General features: G+C 68.3%; 17 protein-coding genes and 2 riboswitches. Of the genes, 13 read left to right on the forward strand and 4 right to left on the reverse strand.

Features of this window, described 5'->3' with window-relative positions; genetic code table 11:
* Positions 1-29: 29 nt before the first annotated feature.
* Positions 30-145: riboswitch (SAM riboswitch) on the reverse strand.
* 102 nt (positions 146-247) lie between these two features.
* Complete coding sequence (locus tag ACGFNP_RS49905; protein WP_358320526.1) at positions 248-973, forward strand: TerC family protein; 726 nt, start codon at positions 248-250, stop codon at positions 971-973.
* A 9-nt stretch (positions 974-982) separates the two neighbouring features.
* Positions 983-2,173 carry a cytochrome P450 gene (locus ACGFNP_RS49910; RefSeq protein ID WP_393330307.1) on the forward strand — a complete coding sequence of 397 codons (1,191 nt, stop codon included), beginning with the start codon at positions 983-985 and terminating at the stop codon, positions 2,171-2,173.
* Positions 2,174-2,351: 178 nt separating this feature from the next.
* On the opposite strand, the gene ACGFNP_RS49915 is transcribed toward ACGFNP_RS49910, so the two are convergent.
* A complete protein-coding gene (locus ACGFNP_RS49915) occupies positions 2,352-3,314 on the reverse strand; it encodes an SAM-dependent methyltransferase (RefSeq protein ID WP_358320521.1) in 963 nt (320 codons plus the stop codon).
* A 282-nt stretch (positions 3,315-3,596) separates the two neighbouring features.
* Between ACGFNP_RS49915 and ACGFNP_RS49920 the strand changes: the two genes are divergently transcribed.
* The 4 genes from ACGFNP_RS49920 to ACGFNP_RS49935 all read left to right on the forward strand — a co-directional run bounded on the left by ACGFNP_RS49920 (position 3,597) and on the right by ACGFNP_RS49935 (position 8,766).
* Positions 3,597-4,487 carry a DUF2520 domain-containing protein gene (locus tag ACGFNP_RS49920; protein ID WP_358320518.1) on the forward strand — a complete coding sequence of 297 codons (891 nt, stop codon included), beginning with the start codon at positions 3,597-3,599 and terminating at the stop codon, positions 4,485-4,487.
* A complete protein-coding gene (panC, locus tag ACGFNP_RS49925) occupies positions 4,478-5,314 on the forward strand; it encodes a pantoate--beta-alanine ligase (RefSeq protein WP_393330310.1) in 837 nt (278 codons plus the stop codon). The genes ACGFNP_RS49920 and panC overlap by 10 nt, the downstream gene beginning before the upstream one ends.
* A gap of 80 nt (positions 5,315-5,394) precedes the next feature.
* Positions 5,395-7,980, forward strand: a complete 2,586-nt coding sequence (locus ACGFNP_RS49930) for an L-aspartate oxidase (RefSeq protein WP_358320512.1) — start codon at positions 5,395-5,397, stop codon at positions 7,978-7,980.
* 3 nt (positions 7,981-7,983) lie between these two features.
* Positions 7,984-8,766: a type III pantothenate kinase gene (locus tag ACGFNP_RS49935; protein WP_358320508.1), complete on the forward strand. Its 783-nt coding sequence runs from the start codon at positions 7,984-7,986 to the stop codon at positions 8,764-8,766.
* Positions 8,767-8,817: 51 nt separating this feature from the next.
* On the opposite strand, the gene ACGFNP_RS49940 is transcribed toward ACGFNP_RS49935, so the two are convergent.
* On the reverse strand, positions 8,818-9,291 hold the full coding sequence (locus ACGFNP_RS49940; protein WP_358320505.1) for a hypothetical protein: 474 nt from the start codon (positions 9,289-9,291) through the stop codon (positions 8,818-8,820).
* Between the two features lie 146 nt (positions 9,292-9,437).
* On the opposite strand from ACGFNP_RS49940, the gene lysX reads away from it, so the two are divergent.
* Entirely contained in the window at positions 9,438-10,919 is a 1,482-nt protein-coding gene (gene lysX / locus ACGFNP_RS49945; RefSeq protein ID WP_393330314.1) for a bifunctional lysylphosphatidylglycerol synthetase/lysine--tRNA ligase LysX, read from the forward strand.
* A gap of 109 nt (positions 10,920-11,028) precedes the next feature.
* Here lysX and ACGFNP_RS49950 read toward each other — a convergent pair whose 3' ends face one another.
* Positions 11,029-11,958 (reverse strand): NADP-dependent oxidoreductase, encoded by a 930-nt coding sequence (locus ACGFNP_RS49950; RefSeq protein WP_393330316.1) that lies wholly within the window; start codon positions 11,956-11,958, stop codon positions 11,029-11,031.
* Between the two features lie 80 nt (positions 11,959-12,038).
* Between ACGFNP_RS49950 and ACGFNP_RS49955 the strand changes: the two genes are divergently transcribed.
* Both ACGFNP_RS49955 and ACGFNP_RS49960 read left to right on the forward strand, forming a co-directional pair.
* A complete protein-coding gene (locus tag ACGFNP_RS49955) occupies positions 12,039-12,437 on the forward strand; it encodes a helix-turn-helix domain-containing protein (RefSeq protein ID WP_358320496.1) in 399 nt (132 codons plus the stop codon).
* A 680-nt stretch (positions 12,438-13,117) separates the two neighbouring features.
* Positions 13,118-13,330 (forward strand): LuxR C-terminal-related transcriptional regulator, encoded by a 213-nt coding sequence (locus tag ACGFNP_RS49960; RefSeq protein ID WP_214641953.1) that lies wholly within the window; start codon positions 13,118-13,120, stop codon positions 13,328-13,330.
* A gap of 21 nt (positions 13,331-13,351) precedes the next feature.
* Here the strand turns inward: ACGFNP_RS49960 and ACGFNP_RS49965 are convergent, their stop codons facing one another.
* Positions 13,352-14,314 (reverse strand): NlpC/P60 family protein, encoded by a 963-nt coding sequence (locus ACGFNP_RS49965; RefSeq protein ID WP_393330319.1) that lies wholly within the window; start codon positions 14,312-14,314, stop codon positions 13,352-13,354.
* A gap of 86 nt (positions 14,315-14,400) precedes the next feature.
* Positions 14,401-14,557, reverse strand: a riboswitch (cyclic di-AMP (ydaO/yuaA leader).
* Positions 14,558-14,846: 289 nt separating this feature from the next.
* Here ACGFNP_RS49965 and ACGFNP_RS49970 point away from each other — a divergent pair.
* The 4 genes from ACGFNP_RS49970 to ACGFNP_RS49985 all read left to right on the forward strand — a co-directional run bounded on the left by ACGFNP_RS49970 (position 14,847) and on the right by ACGFNP_RS49985 (position 18,240).
* Positions 14,847-15,404 (forward strand): amino-acid N-acetyltransferase, encoded by a 558-nt coding sequence (locus ACGFNP_RS49970; protein WP_393330322.1) that lies wholly within the window; start codon positions 14,847-14,849, stop codon positions 15,402-15,404.
* A gap of 97 nt (positions 15,405-15,501) precedes the next feature.
* Complete coding sequence (locus ACGFNP_RS49975; RefSeq protein ID WP_393330325.1) at positions 15,502-16,800, forward strand: RDD family protein; 1,299 nt, start codon at positions 15,502-15,504, stop codon at positions 16,798-16,800.
* Positions 16,801-16,908: 108 nt separating this feature from the next.
* Complete coding sequence (locus tag ACGFNP_RS49980; protein ID WP_393330327.1) at positions 16,909-17,397, forward strand: RDD family protein; 489 nt, start codon at positions 16,909-16,911, stop codon at positions 17,395-17,397.
* Positions 17,398-17,907: 510 nt separating this feature from the next.
* Positions 17,908-18,240, forward strand: coding sequence for an Lsr2 family protein (locus ACGFNP_RS49985; RefSeq protein WP_214641947.1), 333 nt, complete (start codon positions 17,908-17,910; stop codon positions 18,238-18,240).
* Positions 18,241-18,366 lie beyond the last annotated feature (126 nt).

Raw genomic sequence — 18,366 nt, forward strand, 5'->3', positions numbered from 1 at the left:
GGGACATCGGACCCCTGGAGCACCCAGCAAGCCCGCGCTTGCCCGCCACACCTCGTGACGGACCAGGTCTTCACCCGGGGCACCCCGCCGCGGACGCGAGGGTTGCCGGCCAGCAAGCCGGGGCTGTGCGCTGGCACTCATGACCTACACCCCGCACTATAACCGACACTCGGCCATCAATCACAACGGTGAACTTCTGCGGCCCTTGCCTCGTTGGAACCTGAAACCCCTGCCGTGAGGAGTACTAATGCTGGACTGGGTGACCGACCCTCAGATCTGGATCGGGTTTTTCACCCTGGTCGCGCTGGAGATCGTGCTCGGTATCGACAACATCATCTTCATCTCCATCCTGGCCGGGAAGCTGCCGCCGGAGCAGCGTGACAGGGCCCGCGTCATGGGTCTGGGCGCGGCTCTGATCAGCCGGTTGCTCCTGCTGCTCGCGTTGTCGTGGGTGGTGCGGCTGACCGCGCCGCTGTTCGAGGTCTTCGGCCACGAGATATCGGGGCGCGACCTGATCCTGCTGCTGGGCGGTCTGTTCCTGCTGGCCAAGAGCGTCACCGAGATCGGGCACAGCATGGAGCTGAAGGAGGAGGACGGCAAGACGCGGGCCGTCACGTCGTTCGCCTCGGTGATCGCGCAGATCATGGTGCTGGACGTGGTGTTCTCGCTCGACTCGGTGATCACCGCCGTGGGCATGGTGGACGAGCTCGGCGTGATGATCGCCGCGGTGATCGTGGCGGTGCTGGTCATGCTGTTCGCGTCGGGGCCGATCAGCAGGTTCGTGGACAAGCATCCGAGCATCAAGATGCTGGCTCTGGCGTTCCTGGTGCTGATCGGGGTGGTGCTCATCGCCGAGGGGCTCGGCCAGCACATCTCGAAGGGCTACATCTACTTCGCGATGGCATTCTCGGTCATCGTGGAGCTGCTCAACATCCGGATGCGCAGCAGGCATGCCAAGCAAGCATCCTCATAAGATGAAATAGTGCGCTTCGACCCCTGGAATCCGGATTTTGTCGCCTATCCGTACGGCGCCTACGCGGCGCTGAGGCATGACGCGCCCGTCAGCTACTTCGAGCCGACGGGTCAGTGGCTGGTCTCCCGGCACGCGGACGTGAACGCGCTGCTCAGAGACCGTCGCCTGGGCCGCTCCTACCTGCACGTGGCCACGCACGAGGAGTTCGGCCGACCGGCCGAGCCGGAGTTCCAGGAGCCGTTCTGGCGGGTGACCAGGGCGGGCATGCTCGACGTCGAGCCGCCGGTGCACACCAGGCTGCGCCGGCTGGTCTCCAAGGCGTTCACGCCGCGCATGGTCGAGTCGCTGCGTCCCCGGGTCAGGTCGATCGCGGAGGGGCTGGTCGCCGCGTACGTCGAGAAGGGCGGCGGCGACCTGATCGCCGAGGTGGCCGAGCCGCTGCCGGTGACCGTCATCGCGGAGATGCTCGGCGTGCCCGAGGCGGACCGGCACCTGCTGCGCCCCTGGTCGGCCGACATCTGCCGCATGTACGAGCTGAACCCGAGCCTGGAGTCGCAGCACCTGGCCGCCAAGGCGGCGTCGGAGTTCGCCGGCTACCTCGCGGACCTGGCGCGCGAGCGCGCCGTGCGACCGGGCGACGACCTGATCAGCGCGCTCGCGGCGATCGACGAGCTCACCGAGGACGAGCTGGTCGGCACGTGTGTGCTGCTGCTCAACGCCGGCCACGAGGCGACCGTGAACGTGACCGGCAACGGCTGGTGGTCCCTGTTCCGCAACCCCGCCGAGCTGGCCCGGCTGCGCGCGGACCGGAGCCTGCTGCCCACGGCCGTCGAGGAGTTGATGCGCTGGGACACCCCGCTGCAGATGTTCGAGCGGTGGGTGCTGGAGGACATCGAGGTGCACGGGGCCGAGATCCCGCGCGGGGCCGAGGTGGCGCTGCTGTTCGGCTCGGCCAACCGGGACGAGACGGTGTTCGACGACCCGGACCGGCTCGACGTCGGGCGGCCGGACAACCCGCACATCTCCTTCGGGGCCGGGATCCACTTCTGCCTCGGTGCCCCATTGGCCCGCCTGGAGCTGATCGAGTCGTTCGGTGTCCTGCTGGAGCGGGCGCCGAAGCTGGAGCTCGTCACCGAGCCGGAGTGGAAGCCCGGCTACGTCATCCGAGGCCTGCAGTCCCTCGACCTCACAACCGGCTAGCCGCGCTTTCGCACAGACCGCTCCGTCTCCGACCCCGCGAACAACCGCCGCCCCGCTCCTCAGGCCGAAGCACGGCGGAAGGACCCCAGCCGCCCCTCTCCCCAGAAGGACCCCAGCCGAAGTACGGCGGGAAGTGCGGGAACAAGGGGTAGTCGTGATGACGCGCCGAATACCAGGGTCAGCGGTCCTGGGTGAGCCAGCCGAAGCCGCCGAGACCCTTCGCGTCGATCAGCTCCCCCTCCTCCGAGGCACGGGCCAGAGCCCGCAGATAGCCCGGCGGATCGAGGTGGGCGAGGTCGATGGGCGGACGCGTGCCGGTGACCCCCAGAGCCTTTAGCGCATCCCGCTGTGTGGACAAGCCTGTGGATATCGCACCGGCCCGCCGACCGGCCTCCGCGCACGCATCGAGCGCCACGTGCGCGGTGATGTCGCAGGTCCCGTCGGGTATGGGCGCCACGACCGCACCGTCGCGGTACCCGGTGAGCGTGCCGTGGCAGGGACGGTTATCCACAGGGTGTGCATAATCAATGGCCACCGCGCGCCCCCTGCTGAGCCGGGTCAGCACCGCCGCCCAGGCGGCGTCCCGAGGGCACCCGATCTCCCCGCGCGAACCGATGCGGCCCAGCGGCCACCACCGGTCGAGCCAGGCGCGGCCGATGCCGGGCACCGGGTCGCCCAGCCGTTCCTCACCTGTCTCGGTCTCGACCAGAACCAGCCGCGGCCCGTCGGCCGTCTGCTCGGCCACGTCGAGCGGGATGTTGTCCAGCCACTCGTTGGCGATCGCCAGCCCGGTGATGCCGTACGGGATCCGGGATCGCCAGGCGATGCTCTCCGGCAGGCCGTCGGGCCGGGGCGAGAGGTCGACGGCGGTGATGTTGAGCCGGGCGCGCAGTGCGGGGTCGGCGGCGTCGAGCACGCGGGCGACCAGAACGCCCTCTCCCGCGCCGATGTCGACCAGGTCGAGGCGGTCCGGCGAGCCGAGCTCGGCGTCGACCTGGGTCAGCAGCGCCAGAACCGCCTCGGCGAATGCCGCCGAGGCGCTGACCGAGGTACGAAAGTGGCCCGAAGGGCGCTCGCGAAGGTAAAAGCCGTCCTCGCCATAAAGCGCGTGCCGCATCGCGGCGCGCCAGGTGAGCCACATGCCCTGGACTATCTCATGGCTCGCCGAAACGAGGACCTGGCCGGCCAAGTCCGCACCTCCAAGAGGCTCGCATTTCTACGCGGGCGTCGGGTCGCAACTCGGCGCCCGCCACCAATGCGATGACCCCTCTCCTCATCTCTTCCGACAGGGGGTGCATAGTTTTATATGCCCTTGTCCCATTTGTCGGTAACTCAACATGCAGCAAAAGCCTGGTCACGTACGTAGTCTCAAGCGGCCGTTACGCTGAACGGCAGTGCCATCAGGTCGACAGGGGTGGACGTCATGGACGCAGGGGATCGCCCGGGGCGGTTGGCAGTGGGTGTGCTGGGCGCGGGCAAGGTCGGTTCGGTGCTCGGTGCCGCACTGGCTCAGGCCGGGCATCACGTGGTCGCCGCCAGCGGAGTTTCCGACGCCTCGCAGCGGTGGGCGGCGAAGCGGCTCGGTGTGCAGCCGACCCGGCCCGAGGAGGTCGTCAAGGTCGCTGAGCTGATCCTGCTCACCGTGCCCGACGACGCGCTGCCCGATCTGGTCAACGGGCTGGCGTCGACCGGCGCCGACCTTCAGGGCAAGCTGCTCGTGCACACCAGCGGCGCGTACGGGCTGTCGGTGCTCGACCCGGCCGCCAGGGCGGGCGCGCTGCCGCTCGCGCTCCATCCGGTGATGACGTTCACCGGGAGGGACGACGACCTCAACCGCATCACCGGCATCTCGTTCGGCGTGACGGCGCCCGATCCGCTCAGGCCCATCGCCGAGGCCCTGGTCATCGAGATGGGCGCCGAGCCGGTCTGGATCGCCGAGGCCGACCGTGCCCTCTATCACGCGGCCCTGGCCGGGGCGGCCAACCACATGGTCACGCTCATCGCGGAGTCGCAGGAGCTGCTGCGGGGGATCGGCGTCGAGCATCCGGGGATCATGCTCGGCCCGCTGCTCGGCGCGGCGCTCGACAACGTGCTCCGGCTCGGCATCGCCGGGCTGACCGGCCCCGTGGTGCGGGGTGACGCGGGCACCGTGCGCAAGCACGTCGACGCGCTGATCCTGGCCGCCCCCGAGGCGGCCGACGCCTACATCGCCCTCGCTAGGCTCACCGCGGACCGCGCGCTCGCCGCAGGGCTGCTGAAGCCCGAAGAGGCCGAGCGCCTGCTCGACGCGCTCGGAGGCAACATATGGACCTGATCGTCGCCAGGAACCGCACCGACCTGGTCAAAGCACGCGGCCAGGGGAGCGTCGCCCTGGTGCCCACGATGGGCGCGCTGCACGAGGGCCACCGCTCCCTGATCCGCGAGGCCCGCACCCGCGCCGACCAGGTCGTGGTCAGCATCTTCGTCAACCCCCTGCAATTCTCCCCAAACGAGGATTTTTCCCGCTATCCACGGACGTTCGACGCGGACCTGGAGGCGTGCCGGGACGAAGGCGTGGACGTCGTCTTCGCTCCGACAGCCGACGACATGTATCCCCCCGACCGCCAGGTCAGCGTCCAGTCCGGGGAGATGGGCACGATCGTCGAGGGCGCGGTCCGGCCCGGCCACTTCGACGGCGTGCTCACGGTCGTGCTCAAGCTGTTCAACCTCGTCCAGCCCGACGTGGCGATCTTCGGCCAGAAGGACGCCCAGCAGCTCGCCATGATCCGCAGGATGGTCGCCGACCTCGACCTGCCGATCGACATCGTCGGCGCCCCCACGGTCCGCGAGCCCGACGGCCTGGCGCTGTCGAGCCGCAACCGCTACCTGTCCGCCGACGAGCGGCAGGTCGCCCTCGCGCTCTCCACGGCCCTGCGGGCGGGCGCGGCGGAGTCCGTCCCGTCGAAGATCCGCGCGGCGGCGCTGTCCGTACTCGAAGCCGCGGCGCCCCGGCTCGCGCTCGACTACCTGGTGCTCGTCGACCCGGCCACGTTCACCGAGGTGTACGAGCTCTTCCAGGGCGAGGCGGTGCTCGCGGTCGCCGCCAAGGTCGGCACCACCCGGCTGATCGACAACGTCGTCCTGACGCTGCGCCCTGCTTGACAGACCCACCCCCCGGAGTCATCGCATCCTCCGATGGCGTTATCGTCATAGTGACGAAATCGCCTCTTTGAGGAGACTCCATGAGCGCACCGGCGATTCCCCTCCGACTGACGGCCCCCGATCCCGGCTGGATCGCCGAGGCCGACGTGGTCGTCGTGGGCTCCGGCATCGCGGGGCTGACCGTGGCCCTGCGCTACGCCGAGCTGGATCCCGCGGCCAAGGTCCTCGTCGTCACCAAGGACGTGCTCTCGTCCGGGTCCACCCGCTGGGCTCAGGGCGGGATCGCGGCCGTGCTCGATCCGCGCGACAGCCCCGACGAGCATCTGAACGACACCTTGGTCGCCGGGGTGGGCCTGTGCGACGTACGGGCCGTACGGACGCTGGTGACCGAGGGCCCCGGGGCGCTGCGGCGGTTGATGGAGCGCGGCGCCCGGTTCGACCGGACCCCCGACGGTGAGCTCCAACTGACCAGGGAAGGCGGCCACCGGCGCGACAGGATCGTGCACGCGGGAGGCGACGCCACCGGCGCCGAGGTGCAGCGGGCGCTGGTCGAGGCGGTCAGGGCGGGCTCGGTGGAGGTCATCGAGCACGCGCTGGTCCTCGACCTGCTGACGGACGCGCGCGGCCGGGCCAGGGGCGTGACGTTGCACGTCATGGGCGAGGGCGCGCGCGACGGCGTGGGCGCGGTGCACGCGCGGGCGGTCGTGCTGGCCACCGGCGGCATGGGGCAGGTGTACTCGTCCACGACGAATCCCGTCGTCTCGACCGGCGACGGCGTCGCGCTCGCGCTCAGGGCGGGGGCTGTGGTGCGCGACATCGAGTTCGTCCAGTTCCATCCCACGGTGCTGTGGCTCGGCGAGGAATCGACCGGGCAGCAGCCGCTGATCTCCGAGGCGGTCAGGGGCGAGGGCGCCTTCCTGATCGACCACGAGGGCCGCGCGTTCATGAAGGGCGTGCACGAGCTGGCCGACCTCGCGCCGCGCGACGTGGTCGCCAAGGCCATCATGCGGACCATGCGCGAAAGCGGGCAGAGCCACGTCTTCCTCGACGGCCGCCACTTCGGCGAGGATCGGTGGAAGACCCGCTTCCCCACGATCTACGAGGTCTGCCGCGAGCACGGCATCGACCCGGCCACCGAGCCCATCCCCGTCGCCCCCGCCGCCCACTACGCGAGCGGCGGGGTCAGGACCGACCTGCACGGCCGTACCTCCATCGAGGGCCTGTACGCGTGCGGCGAGGTCGCGTGCACGGGCGTGCACGGCGCGAACCGGCTCGCGTCCAACTCACTGCTGGAGGGCCTGGTCTTCGCCGAGCGCATCGCCGCGGACATCCACGCGGTCCGCGGGGCTGAGAAGCAGGCGGCGGTACGGTCGGCGTCGGGCGATGAGGTCGCGAGGGAGCAGGCAGCGGTACGGCCGGCGCCGGGTGACGTGGTCGCGAGCCGGGCGGCGACGGGGCTGGCCGACCCGAGGATCCGCGCCAGGGTCCAGGCCCGCATGAGCGGGGGAGCGAGCGTGCTGCGTAGCCGCGAGTCGCTCGCGGAGACGGCGCGCGCGCTCCGCGACGCCCGCTGGACCCCGGTCCAGGTGCTCCCGTGCACCGAGTCGTGGGAGGCCACGAACCTGCTGACCGTCGCCACCGTGCTGGTGGGCGCGGCCCAGGCGCGGCTGGAGACCCGCGGCTCGCACTGGCGCGAGGACTTCCCCGACCGGGACGACAATGAATGGCTGGGCCACCTGGACGTGACCCTGACCGAAGAGGGGCCGCAGATGACGTACACGCCGCACGGCGACACCACGCCGCCGCGACTGGCGCAGGAGCTCGCCGCCGCCGGGCTGAACCCGGCGGAGATCGACGCGCTGATCGACCGGGCCCTCGACGAGGACCTGCAGGAGGCGGGCGACGTGACGAGCCTGGCCACCATCCCGGCGGAGCAGCGCGCGATCGCGGACGTGGTGGCGCGCAAGGACGGCATCGTCGCCGGGCTGGCCGTCGCCGAGGCCGTGTTCGTCCGGCTGGGCGCCGCCCGTACCGAACGAAGGGCCAAGGACGGCGAGCACGTCCGGGCGGGCGACGTGCTGATGACCGTGGAGGGGCCGGTCAGGGGCCTGCTGACGGCGGAACGTACCGCGCTCAACCTGCTCACCCACCTGTCGGGCGTCGCCACGCTGACCGGCAGGTGGGTCGAGGCGATCAGCGGCACCCGGGCCAGGGTGCGGGACAGCCGCAAGACGCTGCCCGGGCTGCGGGCGCTGGAGAAGTACGCGGTGCGCTGCGGCGGCGGCGTCAACCACCGGATGTCCCTGTCGGACGCCGCACTGATCAAGGACAACCACGTGGTGGCCGCCGGCGGGGTGGCCGAGGCGTTCCGCGCGGTGAGAGAGCGCTATCCGGAGCTGCCGATCGAGGTGGAGGTGGACCGGATCGACCAGCTCGGTCCGGTGCTCGACGAAGGGGCCGAGGAGATCCTGCTCGACAACTTCACGGTCGAGGAGACCGCCCAAGCCGTCCACATGGTGAGAAATCGGGCGAAGCTTGAGGCGAGTGGGGGGTTGACCTTGGAATCGGCCCGTGATGTAGCCGAAACTGGCGTTGACTACCTTGCGGTGGGAGCGCTCACGCACTCGGCGCCGGCCCTCGACATCGCACTGGATCTACGGGGGTAATCGATGCTGCTAACGATCGACGTCGGCAACACGCACACGGTGCTCGGCCTGTTCGAGGGCGAGGAGGTCATCGAGCACTGGCGGCTGGCCACGGACGCCCGCCGCACAGCCGACGAGATCGCGGTCGTGCTCCAGGGACTGCTCGGCCAGTCGCCGTTGCTCAAGGGAGCCGATGTCAGCGGCATCGCGATCTGCTCGACCGTGCCGAGTGTGCTCAACGAGATGCGCGAGATGTGCCGCCGCTACTACGGCGACGTGACCGCGGTGATCGTGGAGCCGGGCATACGCACGGGCGTGCCCGTCCGCATGGACAACCCCAAGGAGGTCGGCAGCGACCGCATCGTCAACGCGCTGGCGGCCATCGACCAGTACGGCGGCCCCTGCGTCATCGTCGACTTCGGCACCGCGACCTCGTTCGACGCGGTGTCGGCCAAGGGCGAGTACATCGGCGCGGTCACCGCGCCCGGCATCGAGATCTCCGTCGACGCCCTGGCGGCGGCGGGCGCCCAGCTGCACAAGGTGGAGCTGGTCAGGCCGCGCTCGGTCATCGCCAAGAACACGGTCGAAGCACTCCAGGCCGGCATCATCTACGGCTTCGCGGGCCAGGTCGACGGCATCGTCGAGCGGATGACGGCCGAGCTGGCCGACGACCCCGACGAGGTGACCGTGGTGGCCACCGGCGGCCACGCGGCGCTGGTGGTGGGCGAGTCGCGCACGATCGACGTGCACGAGCCGTGGCTGACGCTGATCGGCCTGCGTCTGATCTACAACCGCAACACGACATGAACAAGCGGCCCCCCGCTCGGGTGAGGGGGCCGCTTGCGTTCGTGGACCGTCTTACTCGGATTCGTTGGTGTACAGGTACTCCCAGCTGCCGCAGTTCTTCGGAGAGCTGCTGTGGAGGCCGATCTGGCAGACCTTCACCCTGATGCTGGAGGCGTCGTCGGTGTCGAAGGAGAAGCGCTTGAAGGCGGGGTAGCCGCAGTACTTCTTGCTGTAGACCGTCGACCAGTCCTCGTCGAAGTCGCTGGCCTGGAACTTCACGTAGGCGCACTTGCCGCCCTCGTCGTAGCTGCGGTTGTCCAGGTCCCAGAGCTTGCCCTTGACGGTGACCGTGTTTGATTCCTCGTCGTCATCCCACTCCACGCCGATCCAACCGGAGGCCTTGGCCTGGTAGTGCTGCGAGTAGACCGGGCCCCAGGACTCGGAGTAGTCGTCGGTGGTGCTGGCGCTGGCGGCCGTGGGCAGCGCTAAGGCCAGCGCGCTCGTGGCGGCGACGGCGGCGAGGCCGGTCGCGAGCTTCTTCATCATGATTTCTCCTTGAGCTCCCCTGGGCCGGCACTGTGCCGGTCCCCCCCTGAGCTCGATGTGTCATTAGTAAGGGGGAGCTCTTGCAAGCACCCTGCAGAGAGGTGACGAGCCCTTGCAGTTCGCCATATCCCCTACTCTTTGATGCTGTGAGCGACGAACTTCCCGAGCAGATGCGCATCCGGAGGGAGAAGCTCGACCGCCTTCGCAGTGAAGGCGTCGATCCTTACCCGGTGACCTTTCCCCGCACGGCGACCAACGCCGAGGTCAGGGAGAAATACCAGGGCCTCGACCCGGACACCGCGACCGGCGACAAGGTCGGCGTGGCGGGCCGCGTCATGCTCAACCGCGTGGGCGGCAAGCTCTGCTTCGCCACGCTCCGCGACGGCGGCGGCGACCTGCAGGTGATGATCTCGCTCGACAAGGTCGGCGAGGAGTCGCTCGCGGCCTGGAAGCGCGACGTCGACCTGGGCGACCACGTGGGCGTGGAGGGCGAGGTGATCACCTCCCGCCGCGGCGAGCTGTCGATCCTGGCCGACCGCTGGCAGATCACCGCCAAGTGCCTGCGCCCGCTGCCGGAGAAGCACGTCGGCCTCACCGACCCCGAGGCCCGGGTCCGCCAGCGCTACGTCGACCTCATCGTCAACGACGAGGCGAGGGAGATGGCCCGGATCCGCAGCGCCACCGTGCGCGCGGTGCGTGACTTCTGGCACGAGGAGGGCTACCTCGAGGTCGAGACGCCCATGCTGCAGCCGATCCACGGCGGCGCGACGGCCCGGCCGTTCAAGACCCACATCAACGCCTACAACATGGAGCTCTACCTTCGCATCGCGATCGAGCTCTATCTGAAGCGGCTCGTGGTCGGCGGCATCGAGAAGGTCTTCGAGATCAGCCGCAACTTCCGCAACGAGGGCGCGGACTCCACGCACAACCCCGAGTTCACCATGCTCGAGGCCTACGGCACCTACCTCGACTACAACGACATGGCCGACCTGACCCAGCGGATGTACCAGAAGGCCGTCGTGGCCGCGCTGGGCACCTCTGTGGTCGTCCACGACGGCGTCGAGGTGGACCTGGGCATCCCGGAGTGGCCGCGCGTCACGCTGTACGGGACGGTGTCCGAGGCGCTCGGCGAAGAGGTCACCACCGACACCCCGATCGAGCAGGTCCGGAAATTTGCTGACAAGCGGGATGTCCACTGGGACCCGAAGTGGGGCCAGGGCAAGCTCGTCCAGGAGATCTTCGAGGCCCTCGTCGAGCACACGCTCATCCAGCCGACGTTCGTCATGGACTACCCGCTGGAGACCTCGCCGCTGACCCGCCAGCACCGCGACAACCCGCTGCTGACCGAGAAGTGGGACCTCATCGGGTTCGGCACCGAGCTGGGCACCGCCTACTCCGAGCTGGTCGACCCGATCGAGCAGCGCCGCCGCCTGGTCGAGCAGTCCCTGCTGGCCGCCGGCGGCGATCTGGAGGCCATGCAGCTCGACGAGGACTTCCTGCAGGCGCTGGAGTACGCCATGCCGCCCACGGGTGGCATGGGTGCCGGCATCGACCGGATGATCATGGCCTTCACCGGCAAGAACATCCGGGAGACGATCCTGTTCCCGCTGGTCAAGCCGACCCACTGACCCGCACGGCTACGTCCTGACCCGTGCGGCTACGTCCTGATCCGCGCGGCCGCGTCGTACGGCGCTCGGCCGGCGAGCAGCTGACTCACCGGCCGATGCGTCGGGCGGCTCACGGCACCAGCACGAGCCGTCCACGCAGGCCGCCCGCCGCGAGGCGGGCGTGCGCGTCGGCGGCCTTCTCCAGCGGGTACGTGCCCGCGACGCGAAGCGTGATCCGGCCCGCCTCGACCAGGCGCACCACCTCGTCGAGCTGAGCCGCGTCCGCCCTGAAGAACACCGACGCCACGTCCGTGCCACGCAGCGGGATGACCGTCACCCCGGGCGTCAACGAGACGTACGTGCCGCCGTCCCGTACGGCGTCGAGCGCGCCCAGCCCCAATACCGCCGCGTCCACGACCGCGTCCACGCCACCGGGCACCAGGGACCGCACCGCCGACGCCAGATCCGCGGACCGGGGAACGAACCACTCGGCGCCCAGCCCGCGCACGAGCTCCTCGTCGCCGTCTCCGGCCGCCGCCACCACCCGGAGACCCCGCACCGCGCCCAGCTCGACCAGGTAACCGCCGACGGCTCCCGCGGCGCCCGTCACGAGCAGCGTCCGTCCCGGAGCGAGCGGGGCGCGGTCCAGCGCCTGCCAGGCGGTCAACGCGTTGAGCGGGATCGTCGCCGCCGCCACGGCCGACGCGCCCCGGGGCGCCCTCGCCACGGCCGAGGCGTCGACCACCACGTACTCAGCCTGCGCCTTGACCGGCAGCTCCAGCCTGGCCACCAGCGCGATCACCTCGTCCCCGATGCGGTAAGAGACCCCTTCGCCCACCTGGTCGACCGTCCCGGCCACGTCGAAGCCGAGCCCGTAGGAATCCAGCTTCCTGGCCACGCCGTGGTCGGCCAGTGTTCCCGCGGCCACCGCAAGGTCGAAGGGGTTCATCCCGGCCGCCGACATCCTGATCCGCACCTGTCCCGGTCCCGCCTCCGGCACCGGCACCTCCACGAGCCGTGGGGAGCCGGTACCGCCGATGAGCGCGCGCATGTTCGTCATGCCTGCGACCCTAGGAAGAGTTACTCTCTTCTGGTAAGTAGGCACCTGCGAGTGCGTAACTCAACTGGAGGGACGAAGAAATGGCGACGACCACGGCGGCCGGCCGGCGCGAGGAGGCCAAGCAGGCGTTCGACGCCTACTTCGCGGAGTGCCCGTCGAGGAAGCTGCTCGACCGGCTCAGCGACAAATGGGTGACGCTGGTGCTCACCGGCCTGGCGAGCGGGCCGCGCCGCTACAGCGACCTGTCGAGGCGCATCGCGGGCGTCAGCCAGAAGATGCTCACCCAGACGCTGCGCGGGCTGGAGCGCGACGGCCTGGTGCGGCGCACGGTCACGCCCTCGGTGCCGGTCCGGGTCGACTACGAGCTCACCCCGCTTGGCGAGAGCCTGATGCCGCTGGTGGCCGCGATCAAGGGCTGGGCCGAGGCCAACATCCAGACCGTCGAAGCGGCCAGGAAGACGTACGACGCCACTGCCTGACCACCCGCTCACCGCATGAGGCGTACGGGCCGTGCCCGCCGTGTGCCGCGTAACGTTCAGGACGCCGTCGACGGTTAGGTTGACAGCGGTCCCGTGCCCGGCGGCGAGTAGGAGAGCAGTGATCAGCTCGGCCTCGTTCGGCAGCGTTCAGATCAGCTCGGTTGCGATCGTCTCGGCCCGCGCCCGCGGGCGCGCTCTCTTGGCCGGCCCGCTCAGGCGGCCGGGAGTCCATGAGCAGGAACGATTCCACCGGCTCTGTCGGATCGCCTTTGCCGAGCGGGTCGGAACCGTGTCCGAAAGGGGGATCGTGCGGCAGGGCTCGTACGTACCGCCGACCCGGGGTACGAAAGAGTGGCGCATGCCGCTGTATTTCCCGATATTTCGTATATGGGGCGCGGAGGAAAAGCCATGTCTCAAGGATCGAAGCCCAGCATGTCCGCGATGCTCGGCAGTGGTGGGTCGGAGCCCTTGTAAGGACGGCTGTGCTCGCCCATCAGGCCCCGAAGTGTGCCGACATATGGCGAGTACTTCACATATAGAGGATCATGTCAATGTTGATCGTCAAATGTGAGGATTGGCTTGCTTGACGACCTTTCCAGAATGCGTTTACCGTCTGCGAGACGAGCAGCTCTGCTCGGACAGAGACGTCTCGAGTTCTGCTGTTGGGGGGAGGGCTCCCGATGTATGTGCTCACTGAGGGCGTCGAGCTCAGCCATGCGGATCTGGCGTTGCTGGCGGAGCTTGCCAAGGGAGTCACGGTTGACCGGGTGGGCAGACGACTGGATATCAGCGGGCGCACGGTACGCCGGAGACTACGGGGTATCTGCGACCGCATCGGAGTCGCCACCGCGATCGAGGCCGTGGCTTGGGCCGCCCGCCGTCAGCTCATCTGACCGCGCCGCCGGGCCGGAGGTTCAGTCGGCGATGCGTACGGCGCCCGCGAACGGACGGCGAGCGATGGACGCGATGCGCACGACGTCGCCGGTCTGCGGCGCGTGGACCATCATGCCGCCACCGATGTAGATGCCGACGTGATGCAGGTCGCCGTAGAAGAAGACCAGATCGCCGGCGCGCAGCTCCTCCTTGGAGATGTGCCGGCCGGCCGTCCACTGATCGCCGGTGTAGTGCGGCAGTGAGATGCCCACCCGCTGGTAGGCCGCCATCACCAGGCCGGAGCAGTCGTACGAGCTCGGGCCCTCGGCGCCCCAGACGTAGGGCTTGAGCTGCTGCGTGAGCGCCCACCTGGCGGCTATGGCGGCCTTGCCGGCGCCGATGACCGGCAGGCTCACCTTCACGGCGCGGGTGCCGGGGCGGCCCGCCTCGCCGATCGCGCGCTTGAAGAGGCTGCTCTCGACCTTGGAGACCAGCTTGGTGATCTTGTCACGCTTGGTGTCGAGGCCGTCGACGATCTCCTGGACCTCGTCGATGCGCGTCTTGGCGCTGGTCCTGGCCCGCTCGGCGGCCTCCCTGGCCGCGGTCACCAGGTTGACCTCGGCGCCCTGCTGCTGTTCCAGCGCGTCGGTGGTGGCCGCCCGGTCGAGGAAGCTCTCGGGGTCGTCGGAGGAGGCGAACGCCAGGGAGTGGCCGAGGCCGCCGTTCATGTAGGCGTTCTGGGCCAGCAAGGCGGCCTTGGCGCGCTTGGTGGCGAGATCGGACTCGCTGGCGGCCAGCGTCTTCTGGGCCGACTCGACCGCCTTCTTGGCGGTCTTGAGCTTCTCCCGCTGGCCGTTGTACTGCTCGCTGAGCGTCTCGATCTGGGTGTGGAGCTCCTCGGCCTGCTTGGACAGGGCCTTCAGCGAGGGCTTGGGATCGGCGACGGCGGAGGCGACGGGGATGGCGAGCAGGAGGGTGGCGACGGTCGCCGCGATGACACCCAAGCGGGTGGAGGCTTTCCGGGATCCCGGAGGGCGGGCATGAGCGCCCGCCGGCTTCCCCTCGCGATTGCGGGTGTACTTCACCAACCAGCTCCTCTCATCGGCGCCTACCGGGTTAGCTGACGGGTTCGGGCCGGAGCAGCCCTACCGAACGAATCGCTCGGATTCACCCCAGGGTGGCGTCAGGATGAGCTCGCCACCGGCGGGTCCCCGGTTCTCCTCGCGGAGATTGGGCGCGTCTCCACGCTTGGCTCGCGCGGGTGACATCGTCGCTGGACACTAGTGCACTCCGCGTTCGTGCTCAACCAGAACTGCCAAGTCAGTAGAGGTTTCGCAACCGAAGGGTCACGAGAGGGTCTCGTGCTTGGCCGTACAGAACAGACTTTATGTCCTTTTTCCACCAAGTTCGCCAAGACATGGAAGCCTAGAAGCCAAGGGATCCCCCATCGTGATCGATCAACCACCAGATGTCATGAGATGGGGGAGAGGTCGCAGTTAGGGGGGAGCCGTAATCGGATCTGTACTCTGGAGACCCATGGAGCAGGTCGCCGAAGTGACAGTCCCGGACGCGGAAACCGTCGTCCGGCGTGCCCGCACGCCGGATGTCAGGACGATAAGGCGCCTGGTCGACACCTATGCGGGCGCTGGACCACGGCTTCTGGAGAAGGCCACCGTCACCCTGTACGAGGACGTGCAGGAGTTCTGGATCGCCGAGCGCGGCGGCCAGGTGGTCGGTTGTGGCGCGCTGCATGTGCTTTGGGAGGATCTCGCGGAGATTCGCACGGTGGCCGTCAACCCGGAGTTCCGCGGCCTCGGAATCGGGCACCGGATCGTCTCCTCCTTGATCATGACCGCCCGAGAGCTCGGCCTGCGCCGGGTATTCTGTCTGACTTTTGAGGTCGATTTCTTCGCGAGGCATGGATTCCGCCCGGTTCAGGGCACTCCGGTCTCGCCAGAGGTCTACGCGGAGCTGCTGGCCTCGTACGACGAGGGTGTCGCCGAGTTCCTCGACTTGGAACACGTCAAGCCCAACACTCTGGGGAACACCCGCATGCTGCTCCACCTGACATCGGGTGACGCGGACCTTGACTAATGGGAAAGGTGATTGTTGATACCTATGTCGATACGTTGGGCAGCACAGGCATGTGTCCTGACACGTGCCACATGCGCACTCGAAGCGAGGTGACACGGTGAGCACCGGACAGCCGCCGTATCCACAGGACGAATCCGGCGAGAACTCTGCGCCTGGCGGGACTCCCGAATACGGACAGCACAACGCGGGCCGCCCCTATGGCGGGCCCGACCCGGATGCAACGATCGTTGGCTACCGGGCGGACGACGCCTATGGTCAGCAACCCAACTATGGGCAGCAGCAGCCGGGCTATGGTCAGCAGCCGCAGTACGGCCAGCAGCAGCAGCCGGGCTACGGCCAGCAGCCCGGTTACGGGCAGCAGCCGCAATATGGCCAGCAGCAGCCCCAGTACGGGCAGCAGCCCGGCTACGGCCAGCAACCTGAATACGGCCAGCAGCCCGGCTACGGGCAGCAGCAGGCCTCGGGCCAGCAGCCCGAGTACGGCCAGCCGGACTACGGTCAGCAGCCGCAGTCGCAGCCGGGCTACGGCCAGCAGCCCGGTTACGGGCAGCAGCAGCCGTCCCAGCCGGGTTATGGCCAGCAGCCGCAGTCGCAGCCCGGTTACGGCCAGCAGCCCGGCTATGGGCAGCAGCCCCCGTCGGGCCAGCAGCCTGGTTACGGTCAGCAGCCCGGCTACGGTCAGCAGCCTGGTTATGGGCAGCAGCCCCCGTCGGGTCAGCAGCCTGGTTACGGTCAGCAGCCCGGCTATGGCCAGCAGCAGCAGTCCCAGCCGGGATACGGTCAGCAGCCGCCGCAGTACGGTGGTCAGCCCGGATACGGGCAGCAGCAGCCCCAGTACGGCCAGCAGCCCGGTTACGGCGCCCAGCCGTACGGGATGCAGCCGCCCGGAGCCCCGGCCCCGCTCGCCGAGTGGTGGCAGCGGCTCGTGGCGAGGATCATCGACGGTGTCATCTTCGGCATCGTGTCCGGGGTGCTGGGCCTCATTCTCGCGGCCGTCCTGCTCAGCAGCTACAACTCCGTGACCGGTACGACGAGCGGCCTGCTGGGCCCGCTCGCCTACGGGATCGTGCAGACCATCATCATGACGGCGATATATGTCGCCTACGAATACTTCATGACCAAGATGAGCGGCCAGACGGTCGGCAAGCTGGTCATGGGTATCAAGATCGTGCCCATGGGCAACATGCTGCCGCCCGGCGGCCTGCCCAACGAGGTGGCGCTCAAGCGGGCGGCCATCACCTGGGGCGGATACCTCCTCGGCATCATCCCGTTCGTCGGGACGCTGCTCGGTGGGATCGCCGTCGCGCTGAACGGTGCCTCCCAACTCTGGGACAAGCCGCTGCAGCAGACGTTCGCCGACAAGTTCAGCAACACCGTGGTAGTGAAGATCAAGTAGTCCTCGCGAGCGCGAAACAGAGGTCGGCCGGTGGCCGGCCTCTGTTTTGTGTGTGCGGGCCGTACCAAAATGGGTAGCGGCCGGTTCGCCGAAGGGTCGAGGTGGGTTATGACCGGGTCGCCGCCGTGGAGTGACGCGGCCCCAGCGGAATGGTGGGAACGGCTGGCCGCCCGGCTCATTGAAGCCCTCGTCTTCGGTGTCTTCTATTACATTCTGTTCGTTGCGCTCTGGGCGGCCTTTCGAACTGTCGGGTTGCTGGAGGCGTTCGACGGCCGGTTGCCCGGCGTGTTCGCGTGTCTGCTCGCCGGGCTGGGATATACGGTCTATGACTGGACCGCGCATTCCATGGGCTGCCGCACCTTCGGCAAGGCGATCATGAAGATTCGCCTGGAGCCCGGTGGCCTTCGGCGAGGCGCGCTGCTGAAACGGTCCCTGATCTATCCCGGAGCTGTCATGGTGATGGGCATTCCGGTGGTCAATGTGCTGGCCGGAATCTTCGTCTTCTGGGTCGGGATCCTCATCTTGATCGACAGGCCGCTGCAGCGCGGGCCGCACGACAGGCTCGCCGGAACACTGGTGACCAAAGATCTTCGTTGAGCCTTGGGTACCTGGGCCGATGCCTTTCCGTAAAATTTTCACTTGATCCGGTAAGGAGTCTGGAGAGACTGGCATTAGGCTATGAGACGTCCGGGTTGCCGGATGTTGGCGCTCTTGGCACACGGACAGCATCGGTGTACCACTATGGTCAGGTGCGGGCGGTTGTCCACCTGGTGTGGCATGAGGGGCGCTCATGCTGGGGCCGCTTGTGGATAAAGCGCCCATCGAAACCCCGGTCCGCTGTGGAGACGAGGACGAATGCAGGCCCTTACCGACGTATTGTCAGCCCTCATCCCACCCGTGGTCGTGGGCGGCGCCTTCATCTTTGGCGTAGTGAAGTTGGTCCGATCCGAGGCCGCTGGACGCCGTCCAAACCGCCAGGATCAGGCCGAGAACCACAACTGATCGGTGACTCAGCGGAATCCTTGTAGCGCTGAATTGTCTCAACGCCTTTCCGGGTATATGTTTGCCCTGGCGAATGAAACAATGCTCCGCGAAAGGATTGCGTAGATGGCCAAGCAGATCCAGGAGATTCTCATCGATGACCTCGATGGGGGCGAGGCCAATGAGACGGTCAGCTTCGCTATTGACGGCTCCTCCTATGAGATTGACCTGAGCGACCTTAACGCCAAGAAGCTGAGGGACGCGCTCACGCCTTTCGTACAGCACGCTCGTCGGTCCGGTGCCGTCACCACGCGTCGGCGCGGTCGCGGCGGACAGCGTGCGATGAGCCGCGAGAAGAGCTCGGAGATCCGGCAGTGGGCCAAGGCTCACGGTCTGCCGGTGAGCGAGCGTGGCCGAATCGCCTCCACCGTGGTGGAGAAGTACGAAGCAGCTCACTGAGAGAGTCATCTCCCGACCATGCGCTTATGCCGCTCGCCTAAGGACCCCGGCGAACGCCATAAGCGCATGATCATTTTATCGGCTCTTCTCAAATGCTGGACAGTTCGCGGGGCGATCTTCTAATCG

Source organism: Nonomuraea sp. NPDC049269, assembly GCF_043197155.1.
Classification (GTDB): Bacteria; Actinomycetota; Actinomycetes; order Streptosporangiales; family Streptosporangiaceae; genus Nonomuraea.